We start from the raw sequence: 19,239 nt of genomic DNA, 5'->3' as shown, positions 1-19,239 counted from the left end.
CATGAGCCGACACTGGCATGACCTGCACAGCCCGGCTTCGCGCGCCAGCCTGTACCTGCGCGCAGCCAGCAAACGCACCATCAGCGGCGACCACCTGCCGGACGATGGCCTACGCTGCTTCATCCCGGTTCAGCAGGGCAACCTGGGCGCCTACCGGAAGCTCTGCCACTTTCCCGACGATGGCCGCCTGCCGGCGACGTATCCACATGTCATGGCGTTCAACCTGCAGTTGCAGTTGATGACCGCTCCAGACTTCCCCTTCCCACTGCTCGGCCTGGTGCATCTGTACAACCGCATCGAAGTGCTGCGCCCGCTTGGCGGTATCGAAGGGCTGCGCGTTGCGGTGTATGCGCACAACCTGCAACCGCATGCAAAGGGCGGCACCTTCGACCTGGTCACCGAGGCCGAAGACGGCATTGGCCTGCTCTGGCGCGAAACCAGCCGCATGCTGGTACGTGGGTTGAAGCTGGAAGGCGAGGCGAGTGAACCACCCGAAGCTAAGCCAGATGCATTACCCGAGGCCAGCCGCTGGTACGCCGACAGTGACATCGGCCGGCGGTATGCCAAGGTCTGCGGGGACTACAACCCTATCCACCTCAGTGCTGTCAGTGCCCGGTTGTTCGGCTTTCCTACAGCCATTGCCCATGGCATGTGGAGCATGGCCATGGCCCTGGCGGCATTGCGTGGGCACCTGCCGCACAGTGGGTATGCCTTTGAAGTGGACTTCCGCAAACCGGTACGGTTGCCGTCGGAGGTGGTGCTCAGTGCCAGTGAGGCAGGCACTGCAGGTCAGCTACGGCTGGAGGGGCATGGGGAGGTATTGCATATGATCGGGCGGTGGGGTCGGGTGTAGGCCACTTGCTTTGCATCGGGCCTGGGCAGAAGCTATGCAGCATTAGGAGACCCCGATGAATCTGCAAGAACTCACCCAACGCCTGCACCAGATCCGCGACAACAACGACTGGCGCGGTTTCCACAGCCCGAAGAACCTGGCCATGGCCGCCAGCGTCGAAATGGCCGAGCTGGTAGAAATTTTCCAGTGGCTGAGCGAAGACGAATCGCGCCAGCTGCCTGCCGACAAACTGGCCCACGCCGGCCAGGAGGTCGGTGATGTGGTGCTCTATCTGTTGCTGCTGTGCAGCGAGCTGGGCTTGGACATGGACCAGGTGGTGCGGGCCAAGCTGGCCGACAGCGAAAGGCGCTTCGCCCGATGAATGACCGTCACTTCGATGAGCTGGCCACTCGCTTTGCCGAGAAGATCTACGGCGGTGCCAAGGGTGCGATCCGCCTGGCCGTGCTGCAAGCCGACCTGGCCGAGGCACTGCCCGATCGGCCGCTGCGCATTCTCGATATCGGTGCCGGGCTGGGCCACATGGCCTTGTGGCTGGCCCAGCGTGGTCATCACCTGACCTTGGCCGAGCCTGCCGCGCCGATGCTCGATGGCGCCCGCGCGCGCTTTGCCGAGGCTGGCCAGACTGCCACGTTCATCCAGGCCCCCTGGCAAGACCTGCTCGGCCAGCTCACCGAACCTTACGACCTGGTGCTATGCCATGCCGTACTCGAATGGCTGGCAGAGCCTGAGAGCATCCTGCCCGTACTGCACCAGCTCACGGCGCCTTCCGGGTGGCTGTCACTGGCCTTCTACAACCGCGACGCCCTGGTCTATCGCAACCTGCTCAAGGGCCATTTCCGCAAGTTGCGCAGCAACCGGCTGGAAGGTGAAAAGCAGAGCCTGACCCCACAGAAACCGCTTGATCCACGCGCGCTCAAGGCGCAACTTGATCCTATGTGGCAAGTTGAAAGCGAAAGCGGTGTGCGGGTGTTCCACGACTACATGCCCAAGGAGTTCCAGGGCAAGGCCGAGCTGCTCGACCTGCTGGAAATGGAACTGGCCCACCGCCGCCACCCCGCCTTCGCCGGGCTTGGCCGCTACCTGCACTGGGTGTGCCGCCCCCGCTAACCCACCCTGCCGGAGGAGTTCATGCCGTACCGTCTGTTGTGCCTGGCCCTGCTGCCATTCGCCCTGGCTGGCTGCCAGGGCAGCAACCCGTATGTGGCCAGCAGCCGCCCGCTGCCTCCGGCCCCCGCCCAGGCGGCCACCACCTTCGACGCCAGTGCCTACCCGGCACCCGCCCGCGATTATGGGCACTACCGCAGTTGGAGCTGGCGCAACGGCGAACTGCCCAGTGGCTCGGCCAATGCCGACCCGGCGCAACTGGCCGATGCTGTCAGCGGGGCACTCGACCAGCATGGCCTGCGCCCCGCCCGAGGTGCCACCGGCGACCTGCTGGTGAGCGCCGACATGCGCCTGGAAAAACGCTTGCGCCAGGTGCGTGACTACGACACCTACGACCCGTACTACGGCCCCTACCCCTACGGTGGCGTGGGCTATGGTGGCTATCGCCATGGCTACGGGGGTTATGCCAGCGTGCCCATCGTACGCACCTACGAAGTGGACGTGATGGTAGTGCGCATCGACCTGTACGACGCCCGCAGCGGTCAGCCGGTATGGAGTGCCAGCGCCGAAAGCGGCAGCGACAAGGACTCGCCGCGTGAACGCGAAAGCGCCCTGCGCGACTCTGTGCACAAAGCGCTCAGCGGCTATCCTCCCAGTTAATCGCTAACGGAGAACCATCATGTTGCGCCGTCTCGTTCTACTGTCATTCGTGTTACTGCTTGCAGCCTGCTCCAGCAACAACGTCCAGCAGGATTTCGATGCCAGCCGTGACTTTGCCGCTTACCGCAGCTGGGCGTGGCAGGAACCGGGCCTGCAGTACCGCCCGGACGACCCCCGCATCAAGAGCGACCTTACCGAGCAGCGCATCCGCCAGGCGGTAGCCGACCAGCTCGACCAACGTGGGCTGCGCCCGGTCCAGGGTGGCGCACGGCCTGACCTGACGGTCCGCACCTACCTGATCGTCGAGCAGCGCCAGCAGCAGATCACCACCAACTATGGCGGTGGCTGGGGTGGCTATTGGGGCGGTTACTGGGGTGGCCCGATGTACAACGAAACCCGCAGTGTCGACTACAAGGTCGCGACCATTCAGGTGGATATGTTCGACGGGCGTGACGGCAAGCTGGTGTGGCGCGGCAGTGCCGAGCAAATCATGAACAACTACCCGCCAAGCCCGGAAGAACGCAACAGCGCCATCCGCAATACTGTGAACAAGGTATTGGCCAACTACCCGCCGGGTAGCAAGAAATAAGCCTCAGCCCTTAATAGTGGGAGCACCTTTTCGCGCCCCAAGGTCGCTCCCCCACTTAAACGGTGTCAAGAACGACAAAATCCATTTCGACCACGCCTTTTTCCCGTTCCCGCCCACTCCCTCGCAGGTTCCCGTCTATCTTCACTTAAGGAAACCTGACTGACCGGGTAGAAGTGTTCAACTTTTGGGAAAGGCGACCTGCCAATGCAAAGCATTGTTCTCCTGCTGTGGCTTGCCTTGTGCTCCGAACAGGATGTGCGTCAACGCCAGATCTCCAACCTGCTGACCCTGGGCGTGGCAACGGGCGCTCTGGTCTGGCTGTTCGCCACCGGTCGCAGCTGGATCGGCGCCGAGGCCGCCGATGCCGGCTGGGCGCTGGCCATCGTCATGCTGCTGACCTTGCCGGGGTACATGCTCGGCCGCTTCGGTGCCGACGACGTCAAGCTGATGGGCGCGCTGGCCCTCGCCACCAGCCCGCAATACGTGCTCGGCACCTTCATCGGCGCCGGCGTCAGTGTGCTGGTGTGGCTGCTTACCCGCCGGCGTCTGTGGACCCTGCTCAACCCCAAAGTAAAGAAGCGGTTGCAAACCCTGACTGAAGAAATGGGCGACAAACAGGCCTTCGTACCCTATGTGCTAGCAGGTTTTCTTCTAACGGCGGTATGGATCCAATGAGCCAACCTATGGTCCGATACCTTGTACATGCCTTGTACAAAATCGCAACGTAGGGCTATTTTTAAGCTGCCAGAGCGTCTGGCCCGGGAGCAGGGCCGCATACGAACAGGGAGTTGATCGTGTCCAGACCTTTCAGTGATGTGAAGATTTTGGTGGTCGATGACCAGCCAGTCATCGTCGAACAGCTATGTGAGTTTCTTGAAAGCCGGGGTTACCACTGCCTGCCGGCCCATTCCACCGACGAAGCCCTCGAGCGCTACCTGGCTGACGAGGCCATTGGCCTGATCATCTGCGACCTGCACATGCCCGACCGTGATGGTATCGAACTGGTTCGCGCGCTCAAGCAAATCACCGGGCAGCGCATGTTCGAAGCCATCATGCTGACTGGGCGCGCGGAAAAACAGGATGTGATCCGCGCCCTGCGTGAAGGCTTTGCCGATTACTACCAGAAGCCCACGGACCTCGATGAACTGCTCGAGGGCGTGCGCCGCCAGGAAGAGGCCCTACTGGAGCGCCAGCGCAACTTCCGCGCCTTGGGCGGGTTGAACCAGCGGTTGCAGAATCTGGCCGACTCGGTGGACGAATTGTACCAGGACCTGGAAAAGGCCCGCGGCCAAGGCACCCACCGACGCGCCAGCGATGTGGAAGACAGTGAGAGCGAGCTACCGGCAGCGTTCGAGAAGCTATCGCCGCGCCAACTTGAAGTGGCACGGCTGGTGAGCAAGGGCAAGACCAACTACCAGATTGCCTGTGAGCTGGGCATTACCGAAAACACGGTGAAGTTGTATGTGTCGCAGGTACTGCGCCTGACCCACATGCACAACCGCACCCAGTTGGCACTCGCGCTAACGCCCAGTTCGTCACCGGTTCACCAGCGGTTCACTACCCATTGAGTGATTGACTCAGAATCACCAGGGCTGCTCTGCAGCCCCTACAGTTGAAGGCCAATACTCAAGGTCAAGCGGGGGGCACGGTCCAGACTGTCCAACGCCACATCCGCCAGCGGTTTTGCCACCTCCAACGCAACATTGAAAAGCCGCCCATCCCCCAACCGTACACCCAGTGCCGCCGAAGCCAGGTGGGCATCCTCCACCGATCCCCGGTTATGCCAGGTCTGCGCCGCATCCACTGCCAAATAGGGCTTAACCAGCGCCAACCTACTACCCCGCATGCTGTAGCTCACCTCGTAAGCCACACCCCACCCCTTGTCTCCGTCGGCCTGATCACGGGGATAGCCACGCCCGAAGCTCTGCCCACCAAACCCCACCCGTTCGCTATCGGGTAGCCGGTCATCACTCCAGTACAACGCGCCAGACACTACACCCTGCCAACTCGCTGACAGCGGGTCACTTTGCAGGGCCGACAACCTGAACCGCAAAAAGTCCATGTCGTAGTCGGCATCGCTGCGGGCGCCCAGGTAATCCAGGCCTTGGTAGACCCCGGCACTGACCATGCGCAGGCGACTACCTTCCACTTTGCGCCAGTCGCCCTCGAATGACAGCGCACGCACAGAAGTGTCGTAGTCCCGTGACGAAGACTGCCGCTCTTCGACATGTTCGCTGACCGCATACACGTGCCCCTGCACGGCCAGCCATTCATTCGGCCTGACAATCACGGGTTGGCGCAGGCCTATCGCATAGCGTTGGCTGTCACGCTCACGGGTGATGTCGCGGCCATCGTCCAGGCGGATTCGCGTGCCCGGCTCACTGCGGTAGCGCGAAGCAGACAACAACAGTTGGCTGCCGGCCTCGTCCAGGTGCTGGCTGTAATCCAGCCGTTGGTAATGCACCTGGTCATCGCCTGGGGGCAGTAGCAGGCTGGCCTGGAACTGTTCGGCAAAGCGGGTCTGGGCATTGCTGGTGGCCGTCAGCAGCGCCTGTGCATCATCGCGACTGGAGTCTGCCAACGTAACAGCGGCGCTGAACGGTTTGTGCCGCGCATGCACGGTCAAAAGGGCCGCACCGTCACCGGTTCTTGCCATCGCCAGCTCAGCCTCTATCGACACGCCGGGCAAGCGCCCTGCCAGCCCCAGGTAGCGCTCTAGCGTTTCGCGGGTCAGCGGGCGCTCAGCCTCAAGGCGTGCCAATAGCTGCCGGAGATAGTCGCTGGCCGGGCCGATATCACCGTCGACGTGGTAATCGCGAATGTAACCCTCGACCAGCACCACATTCACCCGGCCCTCGGCCACATCCTGCGGTGGCAGGTAGGCATAGGAAAGCAGGTAACCCTCCTGCCGATAGCGCTGGGTTAGCTGCTGGGTGTACTGCTGCAACTCGCCCAACGTGGTCTGGCGCCCGACCAGCGGCTGGTAGTGCTCGCGCAGATCACTCAAGGGGAACACCGTGCCCCCCTCGAAACGCACTTTATGCACAACGACGGGCGTGTCCGCAGGTGCCCAGTCAAGTCTTTCGCCAACCGGCCCGGCCAACCTCAGGTTGGGGCTGATGGGGCGGTAGGCCTCTATCGGCAGGTTGGCAGCAGGCAGGCGCCGTTCGTATTCATGGCTGTCGAGAAAACCCGGCAATGGCTCTGCGTGGGCAGCAAGCGCCCAAGGCAACAACAGCAGGGGCACGGCCAGAGGACGCATAGGGCGCTCCATGTTCCCTTGGTTACGGGGCGCCAGCCGGTCACACCCGTTATCTGCAAGCGTAGGTGCTGGCCCGAATGCCGTCGAACGCCTACTCGCTGACCTGGAACGCCACCCGCGCCGTCTCGCCGCTTTCATCCAGCGCGCTGAGCTCGGCCTGTCCGGCCTGCGGCAAGCGAACCAGCAGGCTGTCCTGCCCCCGGGTTTCGCCCAAGGGCTGGCCATTGAGGAACCACCAGCGCCGCCCGCCGCCGCCCAAGGCCGATACATAGAGTTGCAACGGCTCGCTGCTGGTGGCCGGGCGGCGCAGGTTGTCTCCGGGGCGCACGCCGACGATCGACAGCGGCGGTGCGCTGGCCGTCACCTGCGGCGGGCAGGCCGGGTCGATGGCCGGCAGGCGCGCCGCGCGCCGCTCGACACGGGGTAGCCAGGGCTCCAGCGGGGCCGGCCACAACGCGATGTCACGGGCCTTGGCGCTTGGGCAGCTACCATCCACACGCAGCCCCTGCTCGTTGACCCACACGCGTTCACGCAGGCCCAGGCCCAGCGGCTGATCGGCAGCTTGCAGGGTTGGCGGCGTGGTGCCGTCCAGGGTCCAGGCAAAACGCTGACGCCGGCAGTTGGGGTCCTGCTTGCTCATCGGCTGGCCCAGCGGCCAACAGATCGCCGCCACCCCGATATTCGCCGGTACTCGCTCCGCCGGCACGCTGATGCCGCGCTGGCTGTCGCGGTTGCTCAGCAGGTCATGCACCTGCAGCATCAGTGGCGCCGCCGAGGCCAGGCCGAACTGGCCGGGTACGGGTGTGCCGTCCGGGCGGCCGATCCACACGCCGATCAGGTAGCGCGGGCCCACGCCAATCGACCAGGCATCGCGAAAGCCATAACTGGTGCCTGTTTTCCAGGCCAGTTGCGGGCGCTGCACCAGCTCGGCGTGCGGGTCGCGGTCGGGGCGCGCCTGGCCACTGAGAATGCGCCGGATGATCCACGCCGCCCCCGGTGACAGCAAGCGCCGCTCTACCAGCGGGTCCTGAGGTTGCAAGCGCACCCTCGCGCTGTTGCCACCGCGCGCGAAGGCTGCATAACCACCCACCACGTCTTCCAGACGGCTACCGGCGCCACCGAGGATCAACGACAGGTTGGGCTCGGCCAGCGGCGGTAGTATCAGCGGCATACCCGCCATGCGCAGTTGCGCGGCAAAGCGTTTCGGGCCGTAGGCCTCCAGCAATTGCACCGCCGGCAAGTTGAGTGACAGGGCCAGCGCCGAACTGGCCGACACCGGCCCGCTGAAGCCCATGGAGAAGTTACCGGGCCGGTAGTCGCCATAGCGGCGTGGCACGTCCTGCAGTAGCGATTCGGAATGTATCAGGCCATCATCCAGCGCCATGCCGTACAGGAACGGCTTGAGCGTAGAACCGGGTGAACGTAGCGAACGCACCATGTCGACATGCCCGAAGCGGCGCTCATCGGCCAGATCAATCGAGCCCAGGTAGGCACGCACCGCCATGGTCTGCGCCTCGACTACCAGGATGGCTGCCGAGGTACGCTCCGGCAGGCGCGCACGCCAGCCCAACAGCAGGTCTTCCAGGCGCCGCTGCAGTGCCGCATCGAGGGTGGTGCGGATCAGCGGTGGGCTGTCGGCGCTGTTCAGCCGTCTGGCGAGCAAGGGCGCCAAGGCGGGCTCCTGACGTGGCGCCAGCACCAGCGGCTCCTCGGCTGCCTCGCGGATTTGCTGCGCAGGCCATACCTGGTATTCGGCCAGGCGCTGCAGCACCTTGTCGCGGGCACGCTGGGCACGCGCAGGATGGCGGTCCGGCCGTAGCCGGCTGGGCGCCTGTGGCAGTACCGCCAGCAGCGCTGCTTCGGCCGGGGTCAGGTGCAGGGGTGATTTGCCCAGGTACGCCCAGCTGGCTGCGGCAACCCCCTGCAAGGTGCCGCCAAAGGGTGCGCGGTCAAGGTAGATCTGCAGGATTTCGCGCTTGGACAGATGCCACTCCAGCTGCGCCGTACGCCACAGTTGGCGCAGTTTACCGGCCAGAGTACGTTCATGCGGGTCAAGCAGCCGTGCCACCTGCATCGACAGCGTGCTGCCGCCCGACACCACGCGTCCGCCGCGCAGGTTCAGCCAGGCGGCTCGGGCCAGGGCCAGCGGGTTGACCCCGGGATGGCGGTAGAACCAGCGGTCCTCGTAAGTCAGCAAGGCCTGCAGGTACAACGGCGAAACTTCGTCAGGGCTGACCGGGTAGCGCCAGACACCCTCGGCATCGGCAAAGCGCCACAACGGCGCGCCGTCTTCGGCCACCACCACCCGGGCCAGGTCGTCGCCCGGCATGGGCAGCGGCCAGATCCGGTCAGCCAGCCACACCAGGCCACACAGCACTAGCAAGCCGATTACCGTGGCACGCAACCACTTGCCCGCACGCGTGCATGGCCGCGCTAAGCTTGGCATCGGGAACCGACCTGGCCAGGTGATGGCCAAAGGCTTGGGAACGGCAACCTCGCCGAATCGTTCATCAGGAAACAACTATGCATGTAGAAGGTTTTTTCGAGTGGCTGGGCCAGGCACTGGGGTCGTTGATCCGCTTCATCGTCGACGCATTGAGCGGGCTGTTCAACCTGCTGGCCAATGCTGGCGGCAATTTCATCGACGGCCTGGCGCGCACACTGGGCATGGACACCTCGCTGCTCAGCATCCTGGCCCTGATCGTCGGCCTGATGCTGCTGTACTCGGCCATCCGCGCGTTCATGCGCGCCTCGATCATCCTCGGGATCATCTGGCTGGTGCTGGGGCTGTGGGTGATGAGCTGGGTGATTCACTGATGGTAGAGCTGCCCTGCGCGACCCAGTGGATGCGCAGGGCAGATTCTTACCGGGCTTTTACGGTCATCTCCCCTTGCCCATCCCCCACGGCCTGCAGGTTCGGCCGGTACATCGACTCAACCTGCGGCGGCGGCACACGGTAGGTGCCCGGGGTCACCGCCCGCGCCAGGTACAACAGGTGGGTGGTGCCGTAGCCGTCGAGCTTGAGCGCGGCAACATAACGGTCATCACGGTACTCCTGGTGCACCACGCTGGCGTTCTGCATCGACTCGCGCCATTCCTTCACCGCGGTGCTGGCGTTGTCCAGGCTGGCGGCACTCTGCGCCAGGTTCTGGTTTTCCAGCTCCAGGCCTGCGGGCAGCAAGTCCACCACCAAGGCATCCGGCACGCGGTCTTCGGCCTTGAGCGCAAGGTGCACCAGCACCAGGTCGCCGCTGCGCAGGTTATGCAGGTCCAATGGCTGGCCATTCATGCCCAGGTACTCACGGCGAATCTGCATACCATTGCCGCCGGCCGCAGGCGCCTGACGGGGGTAACCAGACAGGGTGAGTTGCTGGTACAGCGTCTCGCTGCCTTCGTTCTGCACGCTCAGCGGCGAAGCCAGCAGCGGGCCTTCCAGCTTCATGCCGGCTTCGGCATTGTTGAACTCGCGCACCTCGCCAGCGCTGTCCAGGCGTGCCTGCCACTTGCCTTCCGGCTTGCCCAACAGGCCACGGCCGGCAAGGAACAGTGCATTGCGCTCCTGGGTCGACAACCAGCGGTTGGCCGCCAGTTCGTCCGACAAGGCGAACAGCCGCTGGTCGACCTGACTGCTGGCAAGGTTGCTCTCCTGCAACAAGGCCAGGATCAACGCCTGATCACGCAGTGCGCTGCCGTAGTCCGCCATCCAGCCTTTGCCACGGCTGATGCCCAGGCCCGCCTGCAAAGCCTGCTCGGCTCGCGGCTTGTCGCCCATCTTGTCCAGTGCCACTGCCAGTTGTACCAGCGGCAAGCCGGAACGCGCATCGGCACGGCGCTCGAACAGGCCACGCAAGGCACCCAACGGCGCCTGCTGACTGCGCGACAGCACCAGCGCTGCATAGGCCTGCACGGCGAAGCGGGTGTGGTCGGCGTTTTCGCTGTAGTCCACTTCGATCAGGTTGCGCTCTTGCAGGTAGCGCAGCAGGCGCTCGCTGGCCTTCTTCAACGCCTCGGCCGGCACGCCGTAACCCTGGTCACGGGCACGCAGCAGGAAGTCGGTGACATAGGCAGTCAGCCAGTACTCTTCTTCGCTGTCCGAACTCCACAGGCCAAAGCTGCCGTTGTAGCGCTGCATGCCCAACAGGTGCTCGATGCCCATCTCGATCTTGCGCTTGCGCACGTCCGCCGGCTCGCCCTTGATGCCCAGGCGCTTGAGGCTGTCGGCATCGGCGTACAACGACGGGTAAAGGCCGCTGGTGGTCTGCTCAAGGCAACCGTAGGGGTAGGCTTCCAGGGCGCGAATCTGCTCGGCCAGGTTCAGCGGCGGCCGGCTCGACAAGGCCAGGCTCGCTTCCAGGCCGGCAGGCTCGAAGGCCGCCAGGTCCGCCTCAGGCAGGGTCCAGGGTTGGTCTTTCAAAGCCACGCGGTAGTGTTTGAGCATCGCCGGGTAGGCCGGGCGCACGCCCAACGTCCACTCCCGTTCGAACGCGGTGGTCGGCTCGTTTGGTAGTTGCAGGCCTGTGATCCGCACATGCACCTTGCCTTGCCCCAGGCCGCCCTGGGCCTGCACCGGGATCATCAGTGTCGAACGCTGGCCTTCAGTCAGGGCTACGTTCTGTACGGCACTGGCCACGAGGCTAAGCTGCCCCTCGGTGGTGATTTCAACATTCAGTTGTTGAGCGCGGCCCGACAGGTTGGCCAAATCCAGCGCCAGACTGGTGCGGTCGCCTCCGGCCAGGAAGCGCGGGGCCGAAAGCTCGGCAATCAGTGGCGCGGCCACCACGGTCTTGCCTTCGGCCATGCCGAAGTGTTCTTCGGTCCAGGCCTGGGCCATCAGCCGCAGCTCGCCGTTGAAGTCCGGGATATCGACCGTAGCTTCGCCCTCACCCTTGTCATCCAGAGTCACCGGCAAGCTCTGCTGGGCGACGATGGTCACCGTGGTATTAGGGCGCTTGCCCCCTTTGGCCATGGCCGCGTCACCACCGAACGCCAGGCTGGCCAGGCGGCCCTGCCCGGCTTCGATCAGCTGGCCGTAGATATCCAGTTGGTCGGCACCGTAGGCCTTGCGACCGAACAGGCTGGCGAACGGGTCGGGAGTTTTAAAATCGGTGATGTTGAGGATGCCCACGTCAACCGCCGACACCAGCACATGCACTTGCCTGGGCACGCTGCCATCCGCATTGGCGGCCTTCACCTTCACGGTCAGCGGTTGTTTCGGGCGCATCTTGTCTGGTGCCTGCAGACTCACCGCCAACTTGCGCTCAGCGCGGTCCAGCGGCAGGTGCAGCACACCCACCGAACGCTTGGGCGTGGCGTTGGCCTTGCGCTCACCCGGGCGGATCACCAGCGCGCTGATATACAGGTCGTGGCGGGCCCAGGCTTTGTCCAGTTGCACATCGAAGGTCTTGCCTTCGGCGGGCACGTCGATTTCCTGCCACCACAGCGGGCCATCGCTGGACTCGATCATCAGGTAGCCGCTACCTGCGGCAGGCGGGGTGACGGTGACCTTGGCCGTGGCACCGTCGGCGTAGGACGGTTTGTCCAGCGCCAGCTTGACCTGGTCGGGGCGTACGGCACCGCCTTCAGCGTTGTCCTGGGCACGGTAGCCGGCCCAGAAGCGTTCGCTGGAAACCAAGCCAGTTTGCGGGTCTTCCACCTCGACGCGGTAAGGGCCCCATTCAACCTGGAAGCTCAGCTTGGCAGTGGAGCCGGCCTTGACGCTGACCGTCTCTTCGCTCTGGGTGAGGAATTTTTCGTTGTAGGCGTAGCTCCAGCCGTCGCTCTGCGAGTAGTTCCAGTAGTAGTCGCGGCGCTCACGAATCAACCGCACCTTGAGGTCATCGGCCGCCAGCTTGTTGCCATCGCGGTCGGCCACCAGGAACTCGAATTCCACTGGCCCGTCACTGTCGGTTTCCTCGCCATCGAACAGGCCACGCAGGCCCGGCAAGCGCTCGGCTGGCCAGATCGGCTGCTCCAGGCGCCGGGTGATCGGACGGCCACCCGACTCCTGCAAGCTGGCTTGCACGGTCAGTTGCAGCGGCGAGCGGGCTTCGGCCCAGCGGCTTTCGATATCGACCACCGCCTTGCCCGCCTGGTCGAGGGTGACTTCGTCCAGTTCCAGATCCTGGTTCAGCTCGGTTTCGGTGACCGAGCCAAACTGGTAGCCCGGCAGAGCGGGCACCGCCTCGCGCAGCGGGCGCACATAGGCCTGGCCACTCAGGCGATTACCAGCAGCCGGGGCGCCATAGAGGTAACGGCCATTGACCTGGATGCGCGCATCCTCATCCGGCGACAGTGGCGTGCTGCTCCCCTTCAGCTCCAGCGCCAGTCGCTCAGGCAGGAAGTCTTCGACGAGGAACTCATACACCTGCTTGCGCCCGCCGCCCAGGTCGAGCAGCAACTGCCAGCGCCCGGTCGGGGCTTCGGTGGCCAGTTGCAGCTGGTATTGGTACAAGCCATTGCTGTCGGCTTCCCAGACGAACTTGCGGCTGACCTGCTCATCCGGGCGGCGCACTTCCACGCTGACGGGTTGGGCTTTGACGGGTTTGCCGTCCTGGTCGCGCAGCAGGCCGTTGAGCAGCACGGTTTCGCCTGGGCGATACAGGTCACGCGGGCCGAAGATGAAAAACTGCAGCGGGTTGGCCTGGGGGCCGGTGATGTCGAATTCGGCCAGGTCCAGCGCGGCGGTGTTCAGGCGCAGCAGGGTGGTGTGCACACCTTGGGTGGCGATCAGGGTATCGGCCTTCGGGGTGATCGGCAGTTGGGCGTGGCCTTTGCCATCGGTACTGGCCTGGGCCAGCAGCTTGCCCTTCTCGTCATGGATTTCGAGGTTGACGCCGCTCAACGCCTTGCCGCCTTCCAGCGCCTGCGCGAACACGTCCAGGCGGTCGCGGTAACGGTGTGCCGACACGCCGATGTCACTGAGGGTGAACAGGGTCGCCGGCTGCGAGTAGTCGTAGGTGCCCGAGGCGCGCATCACTGCCAGGTACACACCCGGATCCTGCAGTGGCTTGATGCCGGCGATGGGCAGTAGCACGGTTTCGCGGGTGTTACGGGCAGGGTTGAGGTCGAAGCGGCCGCTGTAGACCAGCTCGGCCATGTCCAGGGTTTCCTTGGACTGGTAGTAGTACAGGCTGCTGTTGCGCCCCCAGCTGGCCAGGAAGGTCGAGAGCATTTCCGGCTTCACCCGGAAGAACTCGACATCGACCTTGTCGACGTTGAGGGCAATCACCGGCAGCCCTTCGGCCAGGCGTGTGGGCAGCAGCGATCCACGGCTGGCAAAGCCGATGGTCGGCTGCATGTCGCGGGTTTCCAGCTGGGTGACCGACTCGCTGTCCAGTTGCTTGCCGTTGACCGCGAGCAGGCCCTTGTCCACGGTCAGCACCAGCTTGCGCTGTGGTTCCAGGTGGCGCAGGCGCAGTTCCATCTGGTTGTCAGAGAGTTCCCAGGCGCCGTCGAGCTTGCCTTTGACGGTATCGACCAGGTGTACCTTGGTGGCAAAGTCCTGCTTGGCATCCAGCGGTGCGGAGAAGCTGATCGACAGCGTGGCCGCACCATCGAGCTGCACTTCGGATACGTCCAGCACCGTGATTTCGCGGCCCTCGTAGCGCTTGGCGAGCACGGCGGGGTCTTCGCGTTTGGGGGCAGCGGCTTCGGCGGGCGCTGTAGCAACAGGCTTCTGCGCCGGCGCAGGTTTGTCTGGCGTGGAAGAGTCACAGGCACTGAGCAAGGCCAGCGCGCAGGCCAGCAACAATCCTTTGTTGAACATGGAGTAGGAACTCTTTGGCAGCGTGTATGTGAGGGCAGCAACTATAGCGCAAGGTCGGGTGCAACACCCGGCGTTGCGCGCGAGGTGAGACCATGGTCGCGCTAAATGGTTGCCTGGTCGTTACACTGCGGCATTCGATAAGGGGGCCGCATAGCGGCCCCAAGTCTCATGGAATGCAAATGTCCCAACTCTTCACTGACTGGCGCCACCGCCCCACCCACCGCAAGGTCTGGGCATTGGCCGCGCCGATGATCCTGTCCAACATCTCCGTGCCGCTGGTAGCCCTGGTCGACAGCGCGGTCATCGGCCACCTCCCCCACGCCCACCAGCTGGGCGCCGTGGCCGTGGGCGCCACGCTGTTCACCTTCATGGTCGGCCTGATGGGTTTCCTGCGCATGGGCTCTACCGGTTTCGCCGCTCAGGCTGCCGGCCGTGGTGATGGCGCGGCGTTGCGCCAGGTGCTGGTGCAAGGGTTGCTGCTGGCGGTCGGCTTCGCCCTGCTGATTGGCCTGCTGGCCCTGCCGTTCAGCCAGCTGGCACTGCAGGCGATGCAACCCAGCGCCGCCCTTCAGCAATCCACTGAAGACTTCTTTCATACCCGCCTGCTTGGCCTGCCCGCAGCACTGGCCAGCTACGCGCTGGTCGGCTGGTTCCTGGGCACCCAGAACGCCCGGGCACCGCTGGCCATCCTGCTGACCACCAACCTGCTGAACATCATCCTGAACCTGTGGTTCGTCCTGGGGCTGGACTGGGGGGTGCTGGGTTCGGCGCGGGCCTCGGTGATTGCAGAATGGAGTGCTGCCCTGCTCGGCCTGTCCCTGACCCGTCCGGCGCTGCGGGCTTACCCAGGGCAGATCGTGTGGGCAGCGCTCAAACGCTGGCAGGCCTGGCGACCGCTGCTGTCGGTCAACCGCGACATCTTCCTGCGCAGCCTGGCGCTGCAACTGGTGTTTCTGCTGATTACCGTACAGGGCGCACGCCTGGGCGAGGCCACCGTGGCTGCCAACGCCCTGCTGCTTAACGGCCTGCTGTTGACCGCCTACGCGCTCGACGGCCTGGCGCATGCGGTCGAAGCCCTGTGCGGCCACGCCATCGGCGCCCGCGACCGGGATACCCTGCGCCGCTCGCTGGTGGTCGCGTGTGGCTGGTCGCTGATTACCAGCCTGGGATTTGCCGCACTGTTCTTGCTGGGTGGGCACCTGTTTATTGACTTACAGACCGATATCGAGAGCGTGCGGGCGGCGGCTTATCCCTACCTGCCGTACCTGGCATTGCTGCCGTTGATTGCGGTGTGGAGTTATTTGCTGGACGGTTTGTTCATCGGTGCGACCCGGGCGCGGGAGATGCGCAATGCAATGTTGGTGTCAGTCGCGATTGCACTGCCGGTGGCGGTAGGCATGAGCGGATTCGGCAACCATGGGTTGTGGTTGGCGTTTCTCGGGTTCATGGGGTTGCGGGCGGTGACGCTGGGGTGGGTGGGGTGGAAGTTAAAAGATCAGTGGATCGGCGGGCAAGGAAACACAATATGAAAAAGATGTTTGGTTGACTGTTTCCAAGCCTCAGGCCGATAAATGCAGCACCCAAGGAGGGGCTTATCTTAAATGCCTACGAGCAAGGAGCCATCATGTACCCTCCACCCGCGCCATCAGGTGTATCTGTTCTAAGCAAGCAACATGCATGCTGCAAGCCGAGAGCGTAACTACTTCAAGAATGGGGGCAATGCTTTCCTAGTGTCATGGTTCTATTCAAAGGTTAGAAATCGAGGTGAATGGGACTACAAGCAACAGGGAAGAGAGTACGAGGCCTTAGGCAACTTCAACTATGGAGCAACTGGAACTGCTGCGGGTCTTTCCGAAGCGTTCCTATTGCGGGGTGCCGGATGGGCACAAAACCGAGCGGGCACCAGTGACTCATCCTTTGGATCATGGTGGGGTGAGTCTCCTTACGGTGATGATCCTGGAGACCAGGAATGGATCAGGAAAGGTATCGAATATGCCAAGTCACACGGCTACTAGGTGGCTGATAGGAGGGTTGTTTGTACTCACCCTTGGGCAAGCCCTATGGATTTTCTCCGCAGGTTCAACTCCAGCACTGACCAAGATCGTATCGGCAACGCCAATTAGCAAACACAGTGCCGTTTATGAAGTGCTCAGCGATGCTGGCGGTGCAACGGTGCCGATGACCTACCTGTACTTTGTAGCTGAAAAAAAACAGCCAGATGATCAGGCATTGCAGAGCCTTCGGACGCTTACGCCCTTCCTCGTCACTCGACAATCAGGAGCAGTGAAATACGTTGAGGGTTTGAGAATATCGGCTCGCACAGAGGAACAGGTCTACAGCTATTCGAGTACCACAGCCCTCAGAGAAAATGGCGCAGTCTTGCCTGTTACAGTCGAGCTCACCGCAACGGCTCGACAAAAGTAAAAAGCTAAAAGGGGCCGCATAACGGCCCCTTTGATTCTCAGGAGGACAGATAGGAAGACCGGGTCAACCCAAGACGCAACGCATCCAGGAACTGGGTCCGCTCCCGCGCAGTGATCTTGGCACTGGCCACCTTGTCGCGGTAGTGGGTCATCAACTCCTCCGGCGACAAGTGCACATAGCGCAGCATGTCTTCGATGGTGTCGTGGGTTTCAATACCGGCGTGGTACACGCTGCCATCGGCATTCTGGTAGATGTTCACCGAGTCGGTATCACCGAACAGGTTGTGCATGTCCCCCAGGATTTCCTGGTAGGCACCCACCAGGAACACGCCCAGCAAGTAGTCCTCGCCCTCTTTCACCGCATGCACCGGCATGCTGGTCTCGATGCTCTGCTCGTCGACGTACTGGTTGATCTTGCCGTCGGAGTCGCAGGTCAGGTCCTGCAGCACCGCACGGCGCATCGGCTCTTCGTCCAGGCGGTGCAGCGGGATGATCGGCAGCACCTGGCCGATGGCCCAGGTGTCCGGCAGGCTCTGGAACACCGAGAAGTTGCAGATGTACTTGTCGGCGAGCTTGTCGTTCAGCTCGTCCAGTACCTGGCGGTGCGAGCGCTGGCGGGCCTTGAGCGAGTTGTGCAGGCGGCGGCACACGGCAAAGTAGCACTGCTCGGCCAGGGCTTTCTCGCCCAGGGTGATCTTGCCATCGGCATACTGCGCCGCCACGTCACCCATGTAGTGGGTGGCGCGCCAGTAAGTCTCGGTCACCATCTCGATGTCGGTCGGGCCCAGCAGGTCGACCAGCCACTGCACGGTCTCAGGCAGAGCTTCCTTGTTCTCGATGGTCGGCACGTCGTCGTTGTGTTTCTCGACGTCGGTGACCTGAATCACCAACATGGCGTGGTGCGCGGTCAACGAACGGCCACTCTCGGAGAAGATGTGCGGATGCGGCAGGCCCTGCGCGTCGCAGAACTCCTTGAGCATGCCCACTACCACGCCGGCATAGTCATCCATGTCGTAGTTGATGGAACTGGCATTGCGCGAGTGGGTACCGTCGTAGTCCACGCCCAGGCCACCGCCAACGTCGATGTGGTCCACCGGCAGGCCCAGCGCACGCAGCTCGCCGTAGTAACGGATGGCTTCCTTGAAGCCGTGCTGGTAGTCGGCCAGGTTGGCGATCTGCGAGCCCATGTGGAAGTGCAGCAGGCGGATGCCCTGGTCCAGGCCAGCATCGCGGAAGCGCTGCACCACGGAGAGCAACTGAGCGGCAGACAAACCGAACTTGGACTTTTCACCACCGGTGTCGGCCCACTTGCTCGAAGCCAGCGACGACAGGCGCACGCGCAGGCCGACCTGGGGTTTCACCTTGAGCTCGGCGGCTTCTTCGATCACCAGAGCCACTTCCGACTCTTTCTCGATGACGATGAACACGTTGTGGCCCAGCTTCTGGCCCATCAGCGCCAGGCGGATGAACTCGCGGTCCTTGTAGCCGTTGCAGACGATGGTGCCGCCCTTTGGCGCCAGTGCCAGCACGGCCAGCAGCTCGGGCTTGGAGCCGGCTTCCAGGCCAATCGAAACGTTCTGCGTGGCGATGATATTTTCCACCACCGCTTCTTGCTGGTTGACCTTGATCGGGTACAGCGCGGTGTACTTGCTCTGGTATTCCAGGCGCGCGATGTTGGCGTCGAACGCGCCGGTCAGCTGGCGAACGCGGTCCTGCAGAATGTCGGGGAAGCGTACCAACAGGGGCAGCGACAGGCCGCTCTGACGCAGTTCGTCGACCTGTTCGAACAGGTCGATCGGCGCGCTCTTGGGGCCGTTGGGGCGCACTTCGACGCGCCCGGCTTCATTGATGGCGAAATAACCAGCGCCCCAATGGCGGATGCCATAAACACTGCGGCTGTCGGCCACGGTCCATTGGCTACCATCGTCTTTGCGTGTGCGTCGTACGGACATTCAAGTCCCCTATAGATAAGTCGAAGACACTGCCCCGCAGGCAGCGGAGCGAGTGTAAAAGCTGAAAATGACGATTCATCCGTGCTCAGGCATAGACCTTGACCACGGGAACGAGTTTAGAAAGCGCTGGGCAAAAAATCGCGCGATGGCCTCAGCCGCCGGACTTTTTCGCCTTGAAACCCTGTTTGGTCAGCTCGCCGATCAACAGCTCGACATGATCGCCCTGAATCTCGATCACCCCATCCTTCAGGGCGCCGCCGGTACCACAGCGGCGCTTGAGCGTGGTCGCCAGCTCCTTGAGCTGGTCGAGCGGCAGCGGCACGCCGGTGACGGTGGTCACGGTCTTGCCCCCACGGCCTTTGCTCTCACGGCGCACACGGGCAATGCCGTCGCCTTCGGGGATGATTTGCTGCTTGCAGATGCAGGCGTCCACCGGCTGGCCACAGTCGGGGCAGTGTCGACCGGCATCGGTGGAGTACACGAGACCGCCAAGGGCGGAAAAGGAAGAAGCTTTCTTGGCCACTTTTGTTCCTCTGTGCTGAGGACAAAAACTGGTCGTGCCTTGGGGTAGAGGCCGACCGCGAAGCCCCACTCTGGCAGGGGCGGCGCTACTGCCGCAAGATCCTGCGAC

Annotated in this window: 16 protein-coding genes; 11 read left to right on the top strand and 5 right to left on the bottom strand. The window is 63.4% G+C overall.

From position 1 onward, the window contains the following. The first annotated feature begins 1 nt into the window (after position 1). The 7 genes from PM2_RS14000 to PM2_RS13970 all read left to right on the top strand — a co-directional run bounded on the left by PM2_RS14000 (position 2) and on the right by PM2_RS13970 (position 4,774). Positions 2–853, top strand: a complete 852-nt coding sequence (locus PM2_RS14000; protein WP_028699147.1) for a MaoC family dehydratase — start codon at positions 2–4, stop codon at positions 851–853. Between the two features lie 55 nt (positions 854–908). Further along, a complete protein-coding gene (locus PM2_RS13995) occupies positions 909–1,214 on the top strand; it encodes a MazG-like family protein (RefSeq protein WP_009685784.1) in 306 nt (101 codons plus the stop codon). Next, complete coding sequence (locus tag PM2_RS13990) at positions 1,211–1,960, top strand: methyltransferase (protein ID WP_016715412.1); 750 nt, start codon at positions 1,211–1,213, stop codon at positions 1,958–1,960. The genes PM2_RS13995 and PM2_RS13990 overlap by 4 nt, the downstream gene beginning before the upstream one ends. Before the next feature lie 21 nt (positions 1,961–1,981). Further along, complete coding sequence (locus PM2_RS13985; RefSeq protein ID WP_027609858.1) at positions 1,982–2,617, top strand: DUF4136 domain-containing protein; 636 nt, start codon at positions 1,982–1,984, stop codon at positions 2,615–2,617. 19 nt (positions 2,618–2,636) lie between these two features. Beyond that, positions 2,637–3,206 carry a DUF4136 domain-containing protein gene (locus PM2_RS13980; RefSeq protein ID WP_016715410.1) on the top strand — a complete coding sequence of 190 codons (570 nt, stop codon included), beginning with the start codon at positions 2,637–2,639 and terminating at the stop codon, positions 3,204–3,206. Positions 3,207–3,410: 204 nt separating this feature from the next. After that, the gene (locus PM2_RS13975) at positions 3,411–3,881 is read left to right on the top strand and encodes an A24 family peptidase (RefSeq protein WP_016715409.1); all 471 of its coding nucleotides are present in this window, start codon (positions 3,411–3,413) and stop codon (positions 3,879–3,881) included. A gap of 119 nt (positions 3,882–4,000) precedes the next feature. Continuing rightward, positions 4,001–4,774, top strand: a complete 774-nt coding sequence (locus tag PM2_RS13970) for a response regulator transcription factor (protein WP_016715408.1) — start codon at positions 4,001–4,003, stop codon at positions 4,772–4,774. 38 nt (positions 4,775–4,812) lie between these two features. Here PM2_RS13970 and PM2_RS13965 read toward each other — a convergent pair whose 3' ends face one another. Both PM2_RS13965 and pbpC read right to left on the bottom strand, forming a co-directional pair. Further along, positions 4,813–6,468, bottom strand: a complete 1,656-nt coding sequence (locus tag PM2_RS13965) for a ShlB/FhaC/HecB family hemolysin secretion/activation protein (RefSeq protein ID WP_028699146.1) — start codon at positions 6,466–6,468, stop codon at positions 4,813–4,815. 91 nt (positions 6,469–6,559) lie between these two features. Further along, a complete protein-coding gene (pbpC, locus tag PM2_RS13960) occupies positions 6,560–8,914 on the bottom strand; it encodes a peptidoglycan glycosyltransferase PbpC (protein ID WP_028699145.1) in 2,355 nt (784 codons plus the stop codon). Positions 8,915–8,991: 77 nt separating this feature from the next. Here pbpC and PM2_RS13955 point away from each other — a divergent pair, with 77 nt between their 5' ends. Continuing rightward, positions 8,992–9,285 carry a hypothetical protein gene (locus PM2_RS13955; RefSeq protein ID WP_016715405.1) on the top strand — a complete coding sequence of 98 codons (294 nt, stop codon included), beginning with the start codon at positions 8,992–8,994 and terminating at the stop codon, positions 9,283–9,285. Positions 9,286–9,331: 46 nt separating this feature from the next. Here PM2_RS13955 and PM2_RS13950 read toward each other — a convergent pair whose 3' ends face one another. Then, complete coding sequence (locus PM2_RS13950; protein ID WP_016715404.1) at positions 9,332–14,233, bottom strand: alpha-2-macroglobulin family protein; 4,902 nt, start codon at positions 14,231–14,233, stop codon at positions 9,332–9,334. Between the two features lie 179 nt (positions 14,234–14,412). Between PM2_RS13950 and PM2_RS13945 the strand changes: the two genes are divergently transcribed. The 3 genes from PM2_RS13945 (at position 14,413) to PM2_RS30060 (ending at position 16,657) form a co-directional block, all read left to right on the top strand. Then, positions 14,413–15,762 carry an MATE family efflux transporter gene (locus tag PM2_RS13945; protein ID WP_016715403.1) on the top strand — a complete coding sequence of 450 codons (1,350 nt, stop codon included), beginning with the start codon at positions 14,413–14,415 and terminating at the stop codon, positions 15,760–15,762. 144 nt (positions 15,763–15,906) lie between these two features. Continuing rightward, positions 15,907–16,248 carry a polymorphic toxin type 44 domain-containing protein gene (locus tag PM2_RS30065; RefSeq protein ID WP_085985044.1) on the top strand — a complete coding sequence of 114 codons (342 nt, stop codon included), beginning with the start codon at positions 15,907–15,909 and terminating at the stop codon, positions 16,246–16,248. Between the two features lie 16 nt (positions 16,249–16,264). Beyond that, positions 16,265–16,657, top strand: a complete 393-nt coding sequence (locus PM2_RS30060; RefSeq protein ID WP_230852939.1) for a hypothetical protein — start codon at positions 16,265–16,267, stop codon at positions 16,655–16,657. Between the two features lie 37 nt (positions 16,658–16,694). On the opposite strand, the gene speA is transcribed toward PM2_RS30060, so the two are convergent. Beyond that, on the bottom strand, positions 16,695–18,608 hold the full coding sequence (speA, locus tag PM2_RS13940; RefSeq protein ID WP_016715402.1) for an arginine decarboxylase: 1,914 nt from the start codon (positions 18,606–18,608) through the stop codon (positions 16,695–16,697). Positions 18,609–18,759: 151 nt separating this feature from the next. Further along, the gene (locus PM2_RS13935) at positions 18,760–19,131 is read right to left on the bottom strand and encodes a translation initiation factor Sui1 (RefSeq protein WP_025754639.1); all 372 of its coding nucleotides are present in this window, start codon (positions 19,129–19,131) and stop codon (positions 18,760–18,762) included. Positions 19,132–19,239: the final 108 nt, after the last annotated feature.

This window comes from Pseudomonas monteilii NBRC 103158 = DSM 14164 (assembly GCF_000730605.1).
Taxonomy (GTDB): domain Bacteria; phylum Pseudomonadota; class Gammaproteobacteria; order Pseudomonadales; family Pseudomonadaceae; genus Aquipseudomonas; species Aquipseudomonas monteilii.
Note: the sequence above shows the minus strand (reverse complement) of the source record. Positions and strands in the feature narration are given on the sequence as shown.